Genomic DNA, 18,853 nt, shown 5'->3' with positions numbered 1-18,853 from the left:
CGAAACTATTAGCATTAGCTTAAATAATAGTTTCGTTTTCTTTTTTTAATAGCATAAATAACATTGACGCTATCAATAATGTCTTTATTTGTTTATTCATTTCCGACTTTCCTCCTCTATTCTTAGGACCTGTTGAAATTCTGCAGGAGATACCTCTAAAATTCCTCCTTCATAGTAAACAGTAATCTTGTCTCCTATCTGAAACCCATCATTTTTTTAACGGAAACACTAAATATCTGTCATTTTATTTTTTTAGAATAGAAAAACATTTAATTCCTACAAGAATACTGCCGATAATAAAAAAATTTTTTTCATAACGACTTCCTTCATACATCAGAAAATATATTTCATACCCATTAATTATCAAAAACCTCTTAATTAGTCCTTTAATAGTCTTTTGGAAAGTAAAAAAACAATGGAACATCAGTTTTTTTAGCGTCTTTTATCTGTTTTTTCAATTTATTTTGGTTGCTTTGTATTCTAATGGAAAATGAATGCGTTTTACTCTAAAAAAGTAATGAAAATTTCACTAAAGATTAGTATTTTATTTACAAAACAGGTAAAATAAAACGGAATTTGGAATAGGAGTGATTATTTGAGTTATTTATTAGGTATTATTGGTTTATTTGTCACATTAGGTCTTGCTTATTTGATCAGTAGCAACAAAAAAGCAATCAAATTGAAACCACTAATTGTGATGTTCGTTTTACAGCTTGTTCTTGGTTTCATATTATTACGTACAACTTTTGGTACAGCGGTTGTTTCTGTATTGGCAAAAATGTTTGATCATCTTCTTGCTTTCGCTGGGCAAGGTGTTGACTTTGTTTTTGCCGGTGTAGCAAATAAAGGAAGTGCACCTTTCTTTCTTTCCGTATTGATGCCAATCGTATTTATTTCTGCTATTATCGGGATTTTACGCTACATCAAAATTCTTCCATTGTTTATGAAAGCCGTTGGTCTTGGGTTAAGTAAAATCAACGGAATGGGCAAATTAGAATCCTACAATGGAGTAGCTTCTGCTATTTTAGGGCAATCGGAAGTATTTATTTCCATAAAGAAGGAATTACCTTTCTTATCTGAGAAACGTTTATTCACCATGAGTGTCTCGGCTATGTCTACCGTGTCTATGTCAATCGTCGGATCTTATATGGCACTAATCGATTCTAAATATGTGATCACTGCCCTTGTTTTGAATTTATTTGGCGGATATATTCTGGCTTCGATTGTGAATCCCTATGTATTAGAAGAAAAAGAAGACGAACTAATTATTGAAGAAAACAAAGAACAGACCTTTTTCCAAATGTTGGGAGAATACATTCTTGATGGTTTCCATGTGGCAATCACGGTTGCTGCTATGCTTATCGGATTTGTTGCCTTGATTGCCATGATCAATGCTATCTTTCACGGGATATTCGGTATTACTTTCCAAGAAATCTTAGGTTATATCTTTGCCCCTCTTGCCTTCATCAGTGGAATCCCATGGAAAGAAGCAGTGGATGCTGGTAGTATCATGGCGACTAAATTGGTTACAAATGAATTTGTTGCTATGACAGAATTAGCTAACGGTCATTTCCATTTTACTGAACGCACAACAGCGATCATATCTGTTTTCCTTGTTTCATTTGCCAACTTCTCTTCTATCGGGATCATTTCCGGTGCGATGAAGGGGTTAAACGAAGAAAAAGGAAATCTTGTTGCGAAACATGGGTTGAAGATCTTGTTAACAGCGACTTTAGTCAGCTTTTTAAGTGCTATTGTGACTGGATTACTGGTATAATAAACAAAAAAGCAATGTTGCTTTCAAAAGCTTTGGAAATATTTCCAAAGCTTTTTCAGTTGCTCAAATATCAAAGGAGAAATGATGATGAATTATTGCTATGTGTTTATCGGTCCTTCTGGTTCTGGGAAAACTTCACTCGCAGAAGCTGTTTTTCAGCCGGAACAAAAGATCATTACTTACACGAATCGATCACCAAGACCTGGAGAAAAAGATCAAGAGGATTATTATTTTGTATCTGACGATACATTCAATCAGATGATCAAGCGAGACGAATTTGCAGAGTGGGATCAATATGCTCAACATAAATATGGTTCCAGCAAAGCAGAGATTACCAAAAAACTGAAGGAAGGAAATTGTTATGCCGTTTTGACGGCAAATGGTTTTTGGCATTTATACGAGTATTTTGGCACGGTAGTCCGTCCGATCTTTATTACGATTTCTAAAGAAACATTACAATCGCGCCTGAAAAAGCGTGGAGATTCACCCGAACAGATTTCGGCCAGAATGGCAGTTTATGCGGAAGACTTAGCTCAACTGGAACGGTTGGCAGCTATTCCCACACTTTTAGTCGTGTCAAACGATGGAGCGTTCCAAGAAGCAGCAGATAAAATAAAAAAAGGATTATTGATAGAAACAGATTAGCTAAATATCCATAAGATAAGCTGAGAGGCCGCGACAAAAATGGTGTCACGACCTCTCGTTGAACGGTGTTTCAGAAGTAGCTTCTTCGAAAATTATTTCTTGAAGCTCACCACTACTGTCCCACTCTCTTAGCGATCAGCTAGTTGTTTTTCGTATTATTAAGTCTTCATCCTTGTGAAGATGCTTTTATACTCACTTGATTATTTTTTGATACGCTTTTCTTTCACCATGTTCAAAAGGGAATTCAATCATCCCTTGATAAGTGAATCCAGCAGAATAGATGGTCTTTTCCATCGGTTCATTAGCTGGATAAGTATCGATACGGACATCTTGGATATCTTTGCTGGCTGCAATCGTCAACAAATGTTCTAAGAACGGTTTTGCTAGTTTTTTTCCTCGAGTACTTTCTGCTAAAGCAACACGATGAATCGATAAATAAGGACCAGTTGATTTTTTCCAACTACCATCTATTTTTGTGTAAACGGGATCCACGCCTGAAACTAATGCAGCTGTTCCAACAATTTGATCTTCGACTATTAATACATAGCTTTCTTTTCTTTCAATATCGTTCAAAATCGTTTCTTTTGTTGGTTTCTGCCCGTTCTGCCATTGGGGAGAGCCTTGCGAAGCAATAAATTCCGCTGCAGCATCAATAATTTTTACCACTTCTTCTACTTCTTCTTTTCTTGTTAGCCGAATATACACATCCAGTTACCTCTTTTCTGTTTCTTTTTCATTTATATTCTCTAATTCTTGGATCACTTCATACAGTTCAGGAACTTTTGAATAACTTCTAAGCCAATTTTTTGGATGATCCAGTAGTTGACTGATAAGTTCCAAATGATGCATTAGCGACCATTTTTTCAATACTCCGAGTCCTGGAAATTTTTGTTGCTGGTAGAGAGCCAGTAATTCAATCATTCCTGAAGTAATCAAGAGCTGATGATGGTGACGCATGATCCATTTTTTCATTTTATCTCCTGCTTCAAGAAACTTCAATGCTTGATCTTTAGCGGAATCATTACTGTCAGAGACAAAATGCTTTACGCGGATATTACCGTAAGCATCGATATACGTTAGATGGATAGCAAGCGCTCGGCTAGGAAACCCTTTATCGAAATAACGGCTGCCTTCGATCGTGAAATCAGAAAATCCACTATATCCGTCTTCGTGGAAAAAAAGATAGTCATCGCTAAAAAAGTCGTCCGTTTTATCTGCATAACTTTCAACATGCTTTCTCGTTTGAAAAGAGTCACGGATCACAATTTTGTTTTCGGGCAGCCAGATGCGAAAGCGACTAGCATCTGGTATCAAGAATTTCGAATCGACTCCTGCCAGCTGTTTCCATACCTCTGCGTCTTTTGGGTAGTGTTGTCCATCGAAAATCAGAAACGTTGGAGGTGAATCCAGTACGTCGTTAAGATTTTCTGGCGTTAAAATCTGTGCAGAGACGACAGAGCTATGTTCCTTGACTGTCCAACTGTGCACATGCTGATCGAATAATTTAAATTGTCCTACTTGGGGATTTTGGATCACAGCGATTGGATGGTGCTTTTTTTGAAATAATTCGATCACGTTTTTAAGCGTAGCGGAATCACGTACTGGTTCGATCACCGGTTGGATTTTATTGGAGAGCAATCCTCGCGACAATGCTTCTTTTAATGCTAATAGGTCAAATTGTTTTCCTCTTAAATAAGGATAGTACATATTTTTCACTCCAATGGCTCTGTGGGCAACCGCCGGATCTGCTGTTGTTGCCTTAAGTATTCATAATCATGTTGAAGCGCAGCAACTTCTTCTTGCAACTCATTGATTGCCTGACTAGCTATTTCCTCTAAAAACCGTTCATAATATCGTTCGTTAGAAAATGGATCTTGATTTTCTGAACGTCTTTTCAATTCTTTGTACAATTGATCTGTTGGAAAATATTTTACGCCTCGCTCCATTTGCTTTGCTTTTCTTACTTCCCTGAATAAAGAAGCCATAAAACGGTTTGTCAAAGCTTCTTCCGGTACAGCAAGCTCCTTCTTTGCTGCTTTTTTCGCAATCATAAATGTACCAGATGCAGGCATTTCCTCTTCGATCGTGTACGGGCGATATACTAGTACACCTATTCCTGTAGGGATCTCTGTTTTCACTTCTTCATATAGTTTACTTGGTAAAACAAAATAATTATAATGCCCAACAAATGACAGTTTGGCTGTAGAACGAAAATCTGCTTTTGTCACTTTCAGCTCATAGCATCGCCATTCTCGGCTTCCATCAAATTTTGTCAAGCAGCTAAGCGTATCTACAATTCCTTGGTCATCAGGCATCGTGACTTCTTCTACGACTAAGCCGCCTTGCTCGATGCAATATTGGTATAATGAGGATTCTATTTCGATGGTTAGCGGGGTCTTCATGTTTTTACCTCCGAACATATTTTCGTCTTACATTTTACATGAAATGATTTTAAAATACTAGACAGAATACACAAGAAACAAAAATAGAAATGATGCTTGCCGCGCTAGCACCATTTCCATTTTTCAGATTGACTGATGGACGGAACGTTTTTCTAAATACTGTTGCACTTTTTCGATCCCGATACAAATGATCCAATAAATCAGTGCAACTAAAATATAGAGAGAAAAATAATCGAATGTCCGACCACCTATGATCTTTGCTTTTTGAAATATTTCTGGCACTGTGATCGTTGCCGCTAACGAGGTACCTTTCACTAAATCCATAGCTACGTTACTGAGTGCCGGTACCGAGATTCGAAAGGCTTGCGGCAAAACGATATATTTCAAAACCCCAAAGAAAGAAAAACCGGAAGCTAAACCAGCGTCCCACTGACCTGAAGAAACGCCTGCTAGTGATCCTCGATAGATTTCACCAATAAATGCACTGCTGGTAATCGTAAAGCAGATGACTGAAGCCGTTAAGGCACTTAATTGATAAGGTAACCCGAAATATAGCAAGAACAGCAGGACTAGTGCGGGAATGCCTCTAAAGAACGATAAATAAAAACGAATAAATACATTCAGAGGTAGCCAATCCAAAAGACCTAAAACTGTCAAAAGCAACCCTACCAAGTTTCCTAAAACAAAAGACACGAAGCCGATCCCTAATGTGTATACCAAGCCTTGCAGTACGAAAGGAAGCGAAGTCCACATGAGGGAAAAATCAATGAGAGGAAAGTACATCAATCACTCACCGACTCAGTCATCGTTTCTTTCGGTTTGACTGAAACATCAGTTTGAAAATATTTTTCAGATATTTTCTTTGTCGTCCCGTCTTCTTTCATCTCTTTTAATACGCCATCGATTTTCTTTTTCAGAGCATCATTTCCTTCTTTCAATAAAAAACCACTTTCGTTTTCATTGAAATAAACGTTCTCCAAGATTTTTACGGGGATATCTGGTAAAGCAGATACGGCCATTTTCTGTAAATAATAATCATTTAAAATAACGTCTGTTCGACCGTTTGCTACATCGCTTAAATATTGATCATTCGTGGCGTTATCGTAAGTGACTAATTTAGCTCCGTGTTTTTCCGCTAAACGCATATAGCTAGTATTGGGTTCGCCAGCTGCTTTTTTTCCTTTAAGATCATCAAGTGAGTGGATTCCTGAATCATCTTTTTTTCGTACGATCATACTGTCAAATGAATATTTGAAAGGCTCTGAAAGGGAGAATTTTTTTTCTCTTTCTTTTGTGATACCAAAATCGTTCGCAGCAAAATCTGATTCTCCTTTTGAAACAGAAGTGATTTGTCCATCCACATTGTATTCTTTAAAGGAGATTTTGACATTTAAACGTTTGGCTATCTCTTTCGCCAAGTCTACGTCATAACCAACTAATTCATTTTGATCATTATAATAAGAAGCGGGAAATAGTGTGCCAGAAGTTGCTACTACCAATTCTTTCTTTTTTTCCACATTACTCCAGCTGTGATCTTCTTGGTTAGCGGCAGCTGTACCGCAAGCGCTTAAAATAAAAAAGGCGCTAGTTATTAGAGCAAACAATCTTTTTTTCTTCATTTTTTCTTCTCCTTGTTTCTGCTATTTCCACGGATTTGGTAAATGGAACTGGTGACTTGCTTCAAATAGATAGCCGATTTGAAGCAGCAAATCTTCTCTTCCTCTGGCGGACATAAATTGAATTCCGAGAGGCATGTTTTCTTTTGTCAAATGAGTAGGCAAGCTGATTGCTGGTTGTCCAGTCAGATTAGCCAATTGTGTATAAGGTGTGATCTTCAAGCTGTCCTCAAACATAGAAGAAACAACTTCTAAAGCTTGTACTTCAGAACAATCATGGATGTGTTCCATCTGTGCTCTTATCGTATCACTTTGCAAATCTTCGCTGATTTTAGGGGCGGTAAATGCAGTCGTTGGTGAAAGGAATAAATCATATTCTTGATGCAAGTTTTCCATGACAATTGCTGCTTCATCCCATACATGCAGAGAATCGATGTAAGTAGCGGCAGAAAGTTTCTGACCATATTGGAACAAAGTCCAAGAGATCGGCTCAAGTTCTTCTTTTCTGACAGTTCGTTGGATGCCTGCTTCAATCGAGTGGATCATTGCTGCTGTCTCTGCGCCATTCATCTGATAATAAGACGTAATCAGTTTACGTCCATCTAGTGGATAAGGAATCTCCGTCAAATCATGTCCTTCTTTTTCAAGGAAATCTACAGCTTTTTTTACAGCAAGTACTGCTTCTTCACTAATCTGTGAGTGGATCGGTGAATCAACACAAAAAGCTATCTTCAAACGTTTTTTTCTTGGATGTGTTTGCCATTCAACTGGCGATACTTGATATGGCGCACCGGTATGGATGCTTCTCATCCCATAAAATAAAGCCTCCGTGTCTCTCATAGAAACCGTCAAACCGAAATCAATAGCAGCTCCTTGCCATCCTCGCCAAGCATATGGACCAACTGGCATCGTCCCTCGCGAAGGTTTCAGCCCAATCAATCCGCAAAACGAAGCGGGTATTCTAATAGAACCACCACCATCACTAGCGCCAGCTAAAGGAACGATTCCCGCTGAAACTGCAGCAGCAGCGCCTCCGCTTGATCCGCCCGGTGTACATTCAAGGTTCCAGGGGTTTCTTGCTGGGCCATAGATGACGGGGTCTGTAATATTTTTGAAACCAAACTCTGGCGCATTGGTTTGTCCAAAAGGAACTAGCCCTATCGCTTCTGCTTGCTGTACATAATTGGATGTATGAGAAGCTCGATGTGTTTCAAATAAACGAGATCCTGAAGTAGCTAGCCATCCCTTTTTTTCTTGACCGAGCATTTTTAAAGGAAATGGAATACCTGCCAATGGTCCTTTTTCTGACTGGGGAATCAATCGTTCAGTGGAACTATTCTCGAATGGTTCAAGTGCAACAAACGCATTCAATTCATGATTTTGTTTCTTTATTTTTTTCTGTACATCAGCAGCTAATTCTTGAAAACTAAATTCTTTTTCTTTAAGTCCTTTCGCTAATTCTATTGCATCTTTCATATTATCCTCCTTTTTTGCCCCTGTTATTTTCCCACAAGTTCGTCTAACATACAATGAGTACGCTTGCACAGAAATGAACAGACAAGTGTTTTTTATAAAAAAAGACGAAGATCATGATCGATCTTCGTCTTTTTACTAAGAAATAGCGCGTAATTTACCCTTAAATTCGTCAATAGACGCATATCCCTTTTCTGACATAATCTGAGTTAATTCGTTTGTGATCCTAGAAAAGATTTCCGGTCCTTCTTTGTGAAGCTCGGTACCAATCTGCAACATGCTTGCGCCACATAGCAGATGTTCAAATGCATCTTGTCCTGTCCGAATCCCACCTGTACCGATGATTTGGATTTCTGGTTTCAAACGCGTATAAAAAGCGCGGACATTTGCTAAAGCAGTCGGCTTGATATACTCTCCGCCAATGCCGCCGAACCCTTCTTTTGGTTTGATGACCACAGCTTCTTTGTCTGTATCGATATACAACCCGTTACCCACACTGTTGATAGCATTGACATATGTCAACGGGAACTGATTCAAGATATCTGCCATCTGATCAAAATGAGCAAAATCAAAATAAGGAGGCAATTTGATTCCTAGCGGCTTAGAAAAGATGCTGAATACTTCTTTCAGTGTTTCATAAGTGGCCTCAAAATCGTAAGCTAGTTGTGGTTTGCCAGGCACATTTGGACAAGATAAATTTAGTTCAGTAATCCCCTTGAATCCACTTTTTTCTATTTCCCCAAGCATTTCCAAATTTTCTTGGACACTCATCCCGGCGATCGAAAAAAATAATGGTTGATTTGGGTTTGTCTGCGCTTTTTCATACGCAAGAGCATACTCTAGATAATAAGAAAAGCCTAAGTTGGGAAGCCCCATAGAATTGATACTGCCTAAAGGAACATCAAAATAGCGTGGTTCGGGATTTCCTTTTCGTTCATTGATTGTACAGCTCTTAGTGATAAATGCTCCTGCTTCTGAATGAGCCAGCTCGTCTAATTCCTGGGTAGTCATGCAGTGTACACCAGATGCATTCATAAAAGGGTTGGCAAAGGTATGATTGGCAAAGGTCGTTTCTAAACTCAAGTAAATCGCTCCTTCAAACAAGTTATTTTATCTAGTGTATCATGACTAAAAGAAAAATCAACTCTTGTTTTTCAACGAATTTCTTAATCATCCTGTTCGGTTGATAGTACTTCCCCTGTTTGGCTATTGATCTTGACTGATGTACTTTGATTGCCATCTTTTACTTTGACTTCCCAATAAGTAGTACCTAAATCTTTATCCAGATCCCAATCTGTTGCTGTACCGCTTCCTACTTTATCGACAGCAATCTTTGCGGCTTCCTCAATCGTGATCAATTTATCAACAGCTAGACCATCTTCTTTTTTCTTTTGACCATTTTGATCCTCTCGATCTAGCATTTCTGGATTCTCTGTTTCCATTTTTTCATTTTGAGCATCGATTCTTGCTTCATATTCTTTTTGATCATCGACACCTTCTATCTTGTAGAAGTAAGATCCCCAATCACTATCTAGTTCCAAACTAGTAATAGCAGTATCTGGATACTTATCTTTAAACAATTCAATCGCACGAGCTGCAGACACTTTGATAGCTGACTGGCCCATTGCCTCACTCGAATTCTTTGTTTGACTAGATGAAGATGTACTTGCGTTTGTTGAGGATTCCGATACCTGAGAAGAGCGTGGTTCACTGCTGGAAGATGTATTCCCAGATGTTCCTTGATTGGTGTTTGATTGACAAGCAGCTAAAAACAAAGCCGCAAATAAACTAGTATAAATAACAGTTTTCTTCATTGATTTTATCTCCTTTATTATAAAATAGTATTCTATACAAGTATAACGAAGAAAAAAATTTCTGTCATGTATAAAAATTAAAGAACAACGTTATTATTATGAAAATAAAAAAGAAACTAAGTTTTAGAGACAACCCTAGAAGTTAGACTAACATCTCACTTCGGGAGCATCATAACACTTAGCTTCCATTTATTAAATAATTAAATAGCTTTTAAACTGCCCATTTATATCAATTATGCACGATGCATTGGGATATCATTATTTCCAGGTTGAACAAGCAGATATTGAATTACATCGATATTGCTTGACTCAAATGAAGCTGCACAAGCTTGTAAATATAAATCCCACATTCGATAGAAGGAATCACCCATTTCTTTCGTGACTTGATCTTGGACTTGATGGAAATTTTTTGTCCAATGCTCTAATGTCAATTGATAGTCACGACGCAAACTTTCTAAATCGATCAATTGCAAATCGTTTTTTGTAATATTATCAACTAACTCAGTAACACCAGGAACATAACCGCCAGGAAAAATATATTTATTGATCCAAGCATTTGTCGCACCGCCTTGTTGTCGGCTGATTCCATGGATCAAAGCTGTTCCTTTTGGTTTCAATAAATCTTTTACGACTTTGAAATAACCTTCAAGATTTTCAGAGCCTACATGTTCGAACATACCTACGCTTGTGATATGATCAAACGTTTCGCCTTTTAGTTCACGGTAATCCATTAATAATACACGGCATTTATCTTCTAAATGTTCTTCTTTGATTTTTTTGGTGATCAAATCGTATTGTTCTTCACTTAGAGTGATCCCAGTTGCTTTGACGTTATATTCTTTGGCAGCAGTGAACATCAATGTTCCCCAGCCACAACCGATATCAAGCAACGTTTCGCCTTCTTTGATAAAGAGTTTGTCTAAAATATGATGGACTTTATTGATTTGTGCTTGTTCCAACGTATCTTCAGGTGTGTTGAAATAGGCACAAGAATAAGTCAAAGTTGGGTCTAGCCAAAGTTTATAAAAGTCGTTACCTAAGTCATAATGCGCATGGATATCTTCTTTGTTTTTTTGTTTTGTATGTTTTTCTTTCTTTGGCAGCCATTTTAGATAATCTTTTCCTCGTAAAAAACTGTTTGCTTGCTGATAAGCATCGTTGATCAATGCTTGGATACTTCCCTCGATCTCGATTCGATGATCCATATAGGCTTCTCCTAGTGCCAAAGAAGCGTTGCTTGTAATCTCTTTCATTGGGATTTCTTCATGGATATTGATTTTGATTTGGGGAGGAGTGTCCGTATCTCCGTATTGTTTCGTTGTACCGTCCCAATAATTTACTTCGACAGGGAGCGAGAAAGAACGTGAAAATAATTGATTGTATAAAGTTTTCTCTAACATGATTTTCCTCCTTAAAAAAACTACCCTATTACGTTAATACTAAAAAAGAAAAGAATCAACTAAGAAGTTTAATTTTTTCAGAAATTTTTCAAAAACTACTTTATTTTTCATTTTTTTCACATTCATTGTCGCACAAATCGCTTAAACTTGTCATTCGACACGCTTATCTTTGAATTTTGTCTTAGCAAAAACCCATAGAAGCAGCAAGACAGTTATCATTGTTTGGACACTTAGCATCAAGATAAAGTCAAAGTGGATAAACCCTACAACTGCTGCTACCATGGATCCTATCCCCATCACATTCAGCATCAAATTTGCACTCTCTTTGAATGTATGAATGGATGAAAGTTGGCTTTTTCTTGTCATCCACAAGAAAAAGGAAGCCCCGAATAAAATGAGACTCGTCATGACAAATAGGACAAGACCAAGACTGAAACTATAAGATAAAATGATTGTTGGACGATTACTGGCATAAAATTCTCTTTCTAAAAATCGTTGGAAATCTTCGGGCGTACGTACAGAATCTGGTTGGAAAGATGGACTATAATTCATCGTATAGCGGCGTATACCAGATTTATCCTTTTGCTGGATCACCCATTGTTCCTTCTCAAAATCAATAAAAGTTCCATGATCGGCTTGTTGTTTCTCAGATAAAGACACACCTACCAAAATTTCAGGGGTCACAGCTATCGTTTGTTGCGATGATTGTAACCCAGTTTCAGATAATTCAAGTTCAGAAAATTTTTTGGTTCCTTGTTCATCGATCAACGAATGAACAGATAGAAATTGTTCTAATGGAATCGCTTGGATCTGATTGGCATAAAAAAGAGTCACAGGCATGACCATCAAGGAAACTAAAAATACAAATATCAAGAAAAATTTTGGCCAGGATAATAGTTTGCGTCCCGCAAACACTTGAGTTGGCGTACGTAAAGTGGAAAAATAATTTAACGGAAATGTTTGCATGATCCTCTGCTCCTATCCTTTTGTTCCGCCAGATGTCAGGCCGGTAACAAAGTTCTTTTGTAAAAAGAAGAATAATAGACAAATCGGTAGGGCAATCAAGATTGCTCCAGCAGCAAACAAGGAGACCCTTTGATTTGTCACATCAGAAATAAATGTTTGCAGGCCGACAGCAACAGTCTGATTTTCAGGTGTTCGAAGCAAGAACTTCGCTAACATGAAGTCGCCAAAAGGTCCCATGAATGCCCATAATGCTTGAACGGCGAGCATTGGTTTGACAAGAGGTAATACAATCTGGAAAAAAATCCTGAAATGTCCTGCCCCATCAAGTTTAGCAGATTCATCTAAATCTATTGGTACTGTGTCAAAGTATCCTTTCATCAGCCAAGTATTCATTGGAATCCCACCGCCTATATAGATCATCGTCAAGAACCAATACTTATCTAGCGCCTCTAATAAGAAAGCCATGACATAAAAGGCAGTCAATGCTGCCATAGTCGGTACCATCTGAATCACTAAAAAGAACATCAAACTTGATTTGCGTCCGATAAAACGATAACGGCTATACGTATAGCCGGCTAAAGTTACTACAGTTACTTGTACGATCATCGTTAGGACAGAGATGATTAACGTGTTTTTATACCAAGTCCCGTAAAGTGTTTCACTGAACAGCCGCGTGAAATTCCCTAAAGTCCAGTCGCTTGAAAAATCCAAACTGAAAGCCGCAATGTTCCCTGACTTGAAGGCAGTACTTGCTGTGATCAAAAGTGGATAGATAATAATGACTGATAACAGCAAAAGAAAAAAGTAAGTAAAAAAGTGAGAAAGCCGTTTTTGGAATCGTGCACTCGAATGAAATTTTTTCATTGTTTAATCCCCCATATTGAACGCATTTGTCTTTTTGAACACTAGCAAAGATACGCAGATAACGATGATGGAGATAATCAACGTGATGGCTGAAGCCATAGAATACTGCGGAGAAGTTCCAGTCGTAAGTTTATAAATCCATGAAATCAGGATGTCAGTAGAACCAGCTCCTCCACCCACGCTTCCGGGGCCTCCATTGTTAAATAGGTAGATCATAGAAAAATTATTGAAATTCCCAGTATATTGGGTAATAAACGTTGGTGCTGCAACTAGAAATACAGCTGGAAGTGTGATATTTGAAAAACGTTGCCATGCATTTGCTCCATCGATTTTTGCTGCTTCATACAAATCTTCAGAAATCGACTGTAAAATCCCTGTAACCATTACATAGATATAGGGAAATCCTAACCATCCTTGAACTAAGATGATTGCCACTTTCGTCCAGTTCGGGTCCGTTTTCCAAGAGATTGCACTGATGTCTACAAAAGGAAGCTGGTTTATGAAAGGAATCACTTGAGTATTGATGGCACCTACGCTATCGTTGAATATATTCGAAAAACTCATGATAGTAATAAAAGCTGGGACCGCCCATGGTAATAAGAAAATGATACCGAAAATACGTTTGAATTTAATAAATTTCTGGTGAGCAACAACCGCTGTGAGAATACCAAGGGTGATTTGCAAAGTTGTTGCACATAACGTCCAGATTACGGTCCATGAAAAGACTGCAAAAAAAGTATTGCGATATGAACTCAAGAAGAAGATGCTAAAAAAGTTTTTAGCCCCTACCCAATCAATCAAACTGGCTGGTGGAATATGATTAAAGTCATAATTGGTAAATGCAGTAAATAATGTGACTAAGACTGGGAAAATGATGGTAAAAATCATGAGAAGATACGCGGGAAGTGTCAATAGATAAGGAAAACCTTCATCACCTATATTATGTATGACTTCCTTCATCGTCCGATTGATTTTTTTGTCCTCTTTACGCATCCTTGCTACTCGATAGGCGTCTAAAAGATTCAAAGCGTAAAAAATCAAGAAAATGATCGTAATGATGAATTGCAAAGTGCCTTCAATCAAAATAAATAATGAATGATCTTCCATTGGTATACTTCCCAAAGTAACCAATCCTATCAATGCATGAAATCCGCCCAAGAACATCTGACCAATGAATAGGACGAATATGGCGAAAAAAACGATACCTTTAAAAGTTTGGCCATTTACAAACTGCCCCATCCCCGGAATAAGTGAACAAAGCGTGATTTTTTTTTCGTTGATCTGGCTTGTTTTATCTTGCTGCATCTGAATGCCCCCTCTAAACTTGCTGAACCGCAAACTACTTTTAAGATAATGGCAACAAGAGCAAGATAATTTCCCATCTCGCTCTTGCCACCTCTATCTGAAGCACCTGTTCCATTTTTTATAAAAATGGACGGTTATCATTTTAATCAGTATTTTTGTTCTATGGCTTCACTGATTGTTTTCACTGCTTCATCTGCGGATTCTTTTGGTGTTTTTGAACCTGATGCTGCATCGAACATCAAGTTTTCTGCACCTGTCCAAACTTCACCCATTTCTGGGATGTTTGGCATTGCTTGAGCTGTTTCATATTGTTCGATTACAGCTGTTGTTAATTCATCGTTTTTAGCCTTGGCTGTTTCCCGAGCTTGTTGGTTTGCAGGGATTTCATTTACCATTTCAAAGAATTTCTCTTGATTCTCCTGATTCGTTACATAATCGAGCCATTTTTGAGAGAGATCTTTGTTTTTAGCGTAATTGCTGACTACCCATCCTTTTCCTCCGCCAAATGGTTGATAAGGCTGTCCATTGTTTAGAGTAGGGATTTTTGCAACACCATAATTGATATTGTTTTCTTTGTATGTTTGGGCTTGCCATGGGCCGTCAATAATTGCTGCAGTTTTATTGGACATGAATTGCTGGCTGGCGAAGTCTCCTGCACTTTTTATGTCTTGCATTCCCTTAGGCCAAACATTTTGGAACCAATCTGTTGCATAAGAAATTCCTTCTACAGCACCTGCATTATTCAAACCGATATCAGAAGGATCTGTACCATCATCACCGAATACATAGCCGCCGTAACCTGCAATCAAACCATAGGAATAATAAAAGTCAGTCCATTTAGCTAAAAATCCTGTATTTTTTCCTGCTTCTGACTCAAAAGCAAAACGACTGTCTTTGGATAGATTTTCCAAATCTTTAAACGTCGCTGGTGCTGTATCGACTAAATCTTTGTTATAGTACAAAACAAGGGTCTCAATTACTGCAGGCTCTCCATAGATTTTTCCATCATAAGTCACTTGGGCTTTGTCTGTTTCATCGTAAGCTGATTCATTTCCCAGTTTTACTTCCGCCAGATGTCCTTGCTGTCCTAGCGCACCGATCCGGTCATATGCTGCCATCATAACGTCAGGTCCCTTTCCAGCAGGCCCATCTAACGCTAATGATTCCAACTGATCGAACATGTCCTTTTCTACCAGCTTGATCTTCACATCGTTTTCTTTTTCGAATGTATCTTTTATTTCGTTTATATAATCTTTATATCCAGAATCAACGGAGACTGTTAACGTTTTTCCTTCTTCCGTGTCCCCTTCTGCTGAAGAATTACCATTGCCACAAGCCGCTAATCCGCCTAAGATTCCTAAAGAGACTAACCCTAACCCTAACTTTTTCGCGCTTCTTTTTTTCATCTTCATTTCCTCCTGTGTATTCAACGTGCTGTTACACCATTATTATAATGGGCACAAATCTTTATTTGCAAACGCTTTCTTATTGTTACCGGTAACAGTTTTTCAACACATAATCAAAAATCCGTATTGCTGTATCTCTGCTTTCCCATCTTCTAATAACTGACAATTTTGACTAAGAATAACCTCATTTTCCTGTTCTACTATCCAAGGTTCTTCTGACTGATTGAAGTAAATATGGATAATCTGCCCCTCTAGTTCACGTACAAAATAGAGCTTATCTTCGCGATCATTTACTATTAGCCATTGGGTAGCCCCTTCAGAAAGAATCTTAGACAACTGTTTCCTAAGAGAAACGAGTTCTTTTATAAAACCGAACAGTTCTAGATCTTGTTTTTCTTTTTCCCAGATCATACATTTTCGACAATCTGGGTCTTCTCCACCAGTCATCCCTACTTCTGTCCCATAATAGATACAAGGAGATCCTTTTTGAAGAAACATAAAAGTCATCACAGATTTCATCAATTCCTTGTTCCCATTACAAAGAGTCAAAATCCTTGCAGTATCATGAGAATCTAATAAGTTAAATGTCCCTTCGTTCACCTGATCTCTGTAAAGCATTTGCTGATGATTCATTCCACTGACCATTTGCGAAGCTGTAATTTTCTTTTTTGCAAAATAATCTTTAATTGAATCTGTAAATGCGTAATTCATTACTGCGTGGAATTCATCCCCTTGTAGCCAAGCTTGTGAGGAATGCCAGATCTCTCCCAGGATATAGATATCAGGTTTGATGACTGTGACTTCTTCTCTGAATTTTTTCCAAAAATGATGATCCACTTCATTAGCAACATCTAGTCGCCATCCATCAATATCGAATTCTTTTATCCAATAGGTGGCAATATCTAGTAAATATTTTTGAACCTCTGGATTTGCTGTATTTAGTTTGGGCATGAATGGAGTAAAAGCAAAAGTATCATATGGGATATTTTCAGCAGTTTCTGGCACATCAGTCATCTGATAGGAATCTACTGGGAAAAAGCGGATATGGAACCAGTCTTTATAGATTGATTTTTCTCCGTTTTCGAGTACATCTTGCCATTGGGGCGAATGGATCCCCATATGATTGAATACAGCATCAAACATGATACGTATCCCTCGTTTATGTGCTTCATCAATTAAGTTTTTTAAAAGTTTTTTATTTCCAAACGCGGGATCGACTTCATAATAGTCGATCGTATCGTACTTGTGATTGGATGTAGCTTTAAATATGGGACAAAAGTATATTCCATTGATACCAAGGTCTGTCAAATAATCCAGATGCTCCATCACACCTTGTAAATCCCCGCCAAAGAAATCTTCACGATCTGGATCTTTGCTTCCCCAAGCCAAAGTATGATCGGGATCATTTGCTTTATCCCCATTTGCAAATCTTTCAGGAAAAATTTGATACCATACTGTTTCTTTCACCCATTCTGGTACAACGAAGCGATCAATTTGATGGAAATAAGGCATTCGAAAATAAAAATTTGGTTCAGCAATCACATTTTCTCGATAAGGAAAAACACCTTGATCCCCATAGAAACAATCCGTGCTGTCTTCTCCAATAACATGGAACGCATATTGTAATCGTCTTGTTTCACTTGTCAATTCAACTTCCCAATAATCATGCACATTTGTACTTAGACATTTTTTCATTGATCGTTCTTTTTGATACCATTTTTCAGTTGTTATGGTATACGGATCTCCGCTTAACACATATACTTTTTTGATATCATTCTTCCGAGTACGAAGCCGGATACGGAATTTTGTATTCGTATATAGAAATGCATATTCACTTTCCGGTCGATGATAAATTGCAGCTGTGTCCATTGATTTCCTCCTTGCGATTTAATATTACGTCCTCACTATAAGTGATAGAGATAGAAAAGACAACGCTTTCAAAAATGTTATCGGTAACAGTTTTTTTGAAACTTTTCTATTACTTTTTAAGCGAATTCAACAGATAGTCCTAAAACTTTTAAAAGTTTTTAAAGCTATTTCCTACCTATTTCGAGTTCTATAGTTATCTTAGTTTCTCTGTTTCTCTGCTCGCTATATTCGATACTCCTAATTAAAAAAAGTTTTTTAAGAGTTTTTGTTTGATCAAGTGATTTCAGATAAGTTAAGTACCCCAAATTAGTCAAGCCTAATTTTTTTCTTAAACGAAGTTAACTTATAGTGAAAAATAAGTTATAATAAGATAAGAATACTGTTAATCAACTAAAGGAAGTGGATAAATGAAAGAAACAAGACAATTTATATGGACATATGCCAAGATTATTTTTGCCCTCTTTATATTAGGAGTCGCTATCAATATGTTTTTAGGGCCTCATCATATCGCTGCTGGTGGTGTCAGCGGACTAGGAATATTACTGGAAGCTGCTTTCGGTTTTGACCGTGCTATAGTCATTTTAGTATTGAATATCGTTATGTTAGTGCTAGCTCTTCTGTTTTTAGGTAAAAAACCTTTTTTCAAAGTGCTTTTTGGAAGTTTAGTTTTTCCTTTGATCATCGCGGTAGTTCCAGAGATGATGATTACTTCAGATCGGTTGTTATCGGTCATTTTTGGAAGTGCGGTTTTTGCTTTAGGAGTGGCCATCTTATATAAAAATAACTCTTCCAGTGGCGGCACGACGATCCCTCCCCTCGTTTTTAAAAAATATTTCCACTTGAACACTTCGATCGGCCTATTTCTTACAGATGCTTTCGTCGTTTCTCTCAATCTGTTTGTTTTTGGAATAGAAGAATTTCTTTACGCTATCTTATCTATTGCAATCACTTCAATTGTCATGACCTATATCGAAACAGGGATCAATCGGAAGAAATCCGTCATGGTCATGAGCGAACATTCTTTGGAAGACATTCGCCTTCGCTTAAGTGCTGAAATCGGACGCGGGCTTACCTTGCTGGAGGCAAAAGGCGGCTATAACCGAAAGTCAAAAGAAGTGTTATTGATTGTTGTGACCGATCATGAATTCTCTCGAATGAAACCTCTGATAGAAGAAATTGATCCAAGCGCCTTTGTCATTGTCAACAGCGTAGCAGAAGTAATGGGACGCGGATTTACTTATCATCCAATCGAATGAGTTGGTAAGTAATCAATACCATTATTTTGAATGCGTTTTCTTTAACTGGTATAATAATAG

17 protein-coding genes are annotated in these 18,853 nt (G+C 37.7%); 3 read left to right on the top strand and 14 right to left on the bottom strand.

Annotation, left to right across the window (positions count from 1 at the left end; genetic code table 11):
* Positions 1-595: 595 nt before the first annotated feature.
* Together RWU19_RS07195 and RWU19_RS07190 are read left to right on the top strand one after the other, a co-directional pair.
* Positions 596-1,777, top strand: coding sequence for a NupC/NupG family nucleoside CNT transporter (locus RWU19_RS07195; protein WP_123837948.1), 1,182 nt, complete (start codon positions 596-598; stop codon positions 1,775-1,777).
* Between the two features lie 87 nt (positions 1,778-1,864).
* Positions 1,865-2,422, top strand: coding sequence for a guanylate kinase (locus RWU19_RS07190; RefSeq protein ID WP_123837947.1), 558 nt, complete (start codon positions 1,865-1,867; stop codon positions 2,420-2,422).
* Positions 2,423-2,614: 192 nt separating this feature from the next.
* Here the strand turns inward: RWU19_RS07190 and RWU19_RS07185 are convergent, their stop codons facing one another.
* From RWU19_RS07185 to RWU19_RS07120, 14 genes are all read right to left on the bottom strand, one after another.
* Positions 2,615-3,127: a GNAT family N-acetyltransferase gene (locus RWU19_RS07185; protein WP_002290750.1), complete on the bottom strand. Its 513-nt coding sequence runs from the start codon at positions 3,125-3,127 to the stop codon at positions 2,615-2,617.
* A 6-nt stretch (positions 3,128-3,133) separates the two neighbouring features.
* The gene (locus tag RWU19_RS07180; RefSeq protein WP_123837946.1) at positions 3,134-4,129 is read right to left on the bottom strand and encodes a sce7725 family protein; all 996 of its coding nucleotides are present in this window, start codon (positions 4,127-4,129) and stop codon (positions 3,134-3,136) included.
* Between the two features lie 5 nt (positions 4,130-4,134).
* Positions 4,135-4,824, bottom strand: coding sequence for a hypothetical protein (locus RWU19_RS07175; RefSeq protein WP_002290743.1), 690 nt, complete (start codon positions 4,822-4,824; stop codon positions 4,135-4,137).
* Positions 4,825-4,947: 123 nt separating this feature from the next.
* A complete protein-coding gene (locus RWU19_RS07170; RefSeq protein ID WP_002306693.1) occupies positions 4,948-5,607 on the bottom strand; it encodes an amino acid ABC transporter permease in 660 nt (219 codons plus the stop codon).
* Entirely contained in the window at positions 5,607-6,443 is an 837-nt protein-coding gene (locus RWU19_RS07165; protein ID WP_123837945.1) for a transporter substrate-binding domain-containing protein, read from the bottom strand. Before RWU19_RS07165 ends, RWU19_RS07170 begins: the two co-directional genes overlap by 1 nt.
* A 21-nt stretch (positions 6,444-6,464) precedes the next feature.
* Complete coding sequence (locus RWU19_RS07160; RefSeq protein ID WP_123837944.1) at positions 6,465-7,916, bottom strand: amidase; 1,452 nt, start codon at positions 7,914-7,916, stop codon at positions 6,465-6,467.
* 135 nt (positions 7,917-8,051) lie between these two features.
* Positions 8,052-8,996 (bottom strand): dihydroorotate oxidase, encoded by a 945-nt coding sequence (locus tag RWU19_RS07155; RefSeq protein WP_123837943.1) that lies wholly within the window; start codon positions 8,994-8,996, stop codon positions 8,052-8,054.
* An 83-nt stretch (positions 8,997-9,079) separates the two neighbouring features.
* Positions 9,080-9,727 carry a PepSY domain-containing protein gene (locus tag RWU19_RS07150; RefSeq protein WP_123837942.1) on the bottom strand — a complete coding sequence of 216 codons (648 nt, stop codon included), beginning with the start codon at positions 9,725-9,727 and terminating at the stop codon, positions 9,080-9,082.
* Between the two features lie 233 nt (positions 9,728-9,960).
* The gene (locus RWU19_RS07145; RefSeq protein ID WP_002290735.1) at positions 9,961-11,127 is read right to left on the bottom strand and encodes an SAM-dependent methyltransferase; all 1,167 of its coding nucleotides are present in this window, start codon (positions 11,125-11,127) and stop codon (positions 9,961-9,963) included.
* Between the two features lie 150 nt (positions 11,128-11,277).
* Positions 11,278-12,093: a maltodextrose utilization protein MalA gene (locus RWU19_RS07140; protein WP_123837941.1), complete on the bottom strand. Its 816-nt coding sequence runs from the start codon at positions 12,091-12,093 to the stop codon at positions 11,278-11,280.
* A gap of 12 nt (positions 12,094-12,105) precedes the next feature.
* Positions 12,106-12,957, bottom strand: coding sequence for a sugar ABC transporter permease (locus RWU19_RS07135; RefSeq protein ID WP_002290731.1), 852 nt, complete (start codon positions 12,955-12,957; stop codon positions 12,106-12,108).
* A 3-nt stretch (positions 12,958-12,960) separates the two neighbouring features.
* Positions 12,961-14,262, bottom strand: a complete 1,302-nt coding sequence (locus RWU19_RS07130; RefSeq protein ID WP_123837940.1) for a carbohydrate ABC transporter permease — start codon at positions 14,260-14,262, stop codon at positions 12,961-12,963.
* Between the two features lie 146 nt (positions 14,263-14,408).
* Positions 14,409-15,668 carry an extracellular solute-binding protein gene (locus RWU19_RS07125; RefSeq protein ID WP_123837939.1) on the bottom strand — a complete coding sequence of 420 codons (1,260 nt, stop codon included), beginning with the start codon at positions 15,666-15,668 and terminating at the stop codon, positions 14,409-14,411.
* Positions 15,669-15,770: 102 nt separating this feature from the next.
* Positions 15,771-17,537 (bottom strand): glycoside hydrolase family 13 protein, encoded by a 1,767-nt coding sequence (locus tag RWU19_RS07120; RefSeq protein WP_123837938.1) that lies wholly within the window; start codon positions 17,535-17,537, stop codon positions 15,771-15,773.
* 407 nt (positions 17,538-17,944) lie between these two features.
* On the opposite strand from RWU19_RS07120, the gene RWU19_RS07115 reads away from it, so the two are divergent.
* Positions 17,945-18,793: a YitT family protein gene (locus RWU19_RS07115; RefSeq protein WP_316002449.1), complete on the top strand. Its 849-nt coding sequence runs from the start codon at positions 17,945-17,947 to the stop codon at positions 18,791-18,793.
* Positions 18,794-18,853: the final 60 nt, after the last annotated feature.

This window comes from Enterococcus sp. 2STP, from assembly GCF_032465635.1.
Classification (GTDB): Bacteria; Bacillota; Bacilli; order Lactobacillales; family Enterococcaceae; genus Enterococcus_B; species Enterococcus_B lactis.
The sequence above is the reverse complement of the archived record's forward strand: the minus strand, read 5'-3'. Positions and strand labels throughout refer to the sequence as shown.

What these genes read in the sequence shown, in the direction of transcription:
- RWU19_RS07190 (WP_123837947.1), top strand. Translation starts at nt 1,865, where the DNA reads ATGAATTATTGCTATGTGTTTATCGGTCCTTCTGGTTCTGGGAAAACT.
- RWU19_RS07180 (WP_123837946.1), bottom strand. Translation starts at nt 4,129, where the DNA reads ATGTACTATCCTTATTTAAGAGGAAAACAATTTGACCTATTAGCATTA.
- RWU19_RS07175 (WP_002290743.1), bottom strand. Translation starts at nt 4,824, where the DNA reads ATGAAGACCCCGCTAACCATCGAAATAGAATCCTCATTATACCAATAT.
- RWU19_RS07170 (WP_002306693.1), bottom strand. Translation starts at nt 5,607, where the DNA reads ATGTACTTTCCTCTCATTGATTTTTCCCTCATGTGGACTTCGCTTCCT.
- RWU19_RS07165 (WP_123837945.1), bottom strand. Translation starts at nt 6,443, where the DNA reads ATGAAGAAAAAAAGATTGTTTGCTCTAATAACTAGCGCCTTTTTTATT.
- RWU19_RS07160 (WP_123837944.1), bottom strand. Translation starts at nt 7,916, where the DNA reads ATGAAAGATGCAATAGAATTAGCGAAAGGACTTAAAGAAAAAGAATTT.
- RWU19_RS07150 (WP_123837942.1), bottom strand. Translation starts at nt 9,727, where the DNA reads ATGAAGAAAACTGTTATTTATACTAGTTTATTTGCGGCTTTGTTTTTA.
- RWU19_RS07145 (WP_002290735.1), bottom strand. Translation starts at nt 11,127, where the DNA reads ATGTTAGAGAAAACTTTATACAATCAATTATTTTCACGTTCTTTCTCG.
- RWU19_RS07140 (WP_123837941.1), bottom strand. Translation starts at nt 12,093, where the DNA reads ATGCAAACATTTCCGTTAAATTATTTTTCCACTTTACGTACGCCAACT.
- RWU19_RS07135 (WP_002290731.1), bottom strand. Translation starts at nt 12,957, where the DNA reads ATGAAAAAATTTCATTCGAGTGCACGATTCCAAAAACGGCTTTCTCAC.
- RWU19_RS07130 (WP_123837940.1), bottom strand. Translation starts at nt 14,262, where the DNA reads ATGCAGCAAGATAAAACAAGCCAGATCAACGAAAAAAAAATCACGCTT.
- RWU19_RS07125 (WP_123837939.1), bottom strand. Translation starts at nt 15,668, where the DNA reads ATGAAAAAAAGAAGCGCGAAAAAGTTAGGGTTAGGGTTAGTCTCTTTA.
- RWU19_RS07120 (WP_123837938.1), bottom strand. Translation starts at nt 17,537, where the DNA reads ATGGACACAGCTGCAATTTATCATCGACCGGAAAGTGAATATGCATTT.
- RWU19_RS07115 (WP_316002449.1), top strand. Translation starts at nt 17,945, where the DNA reads ATGAAAGAAACAAGACAATTTATATGGACATATGCCAAGATTATTTTT.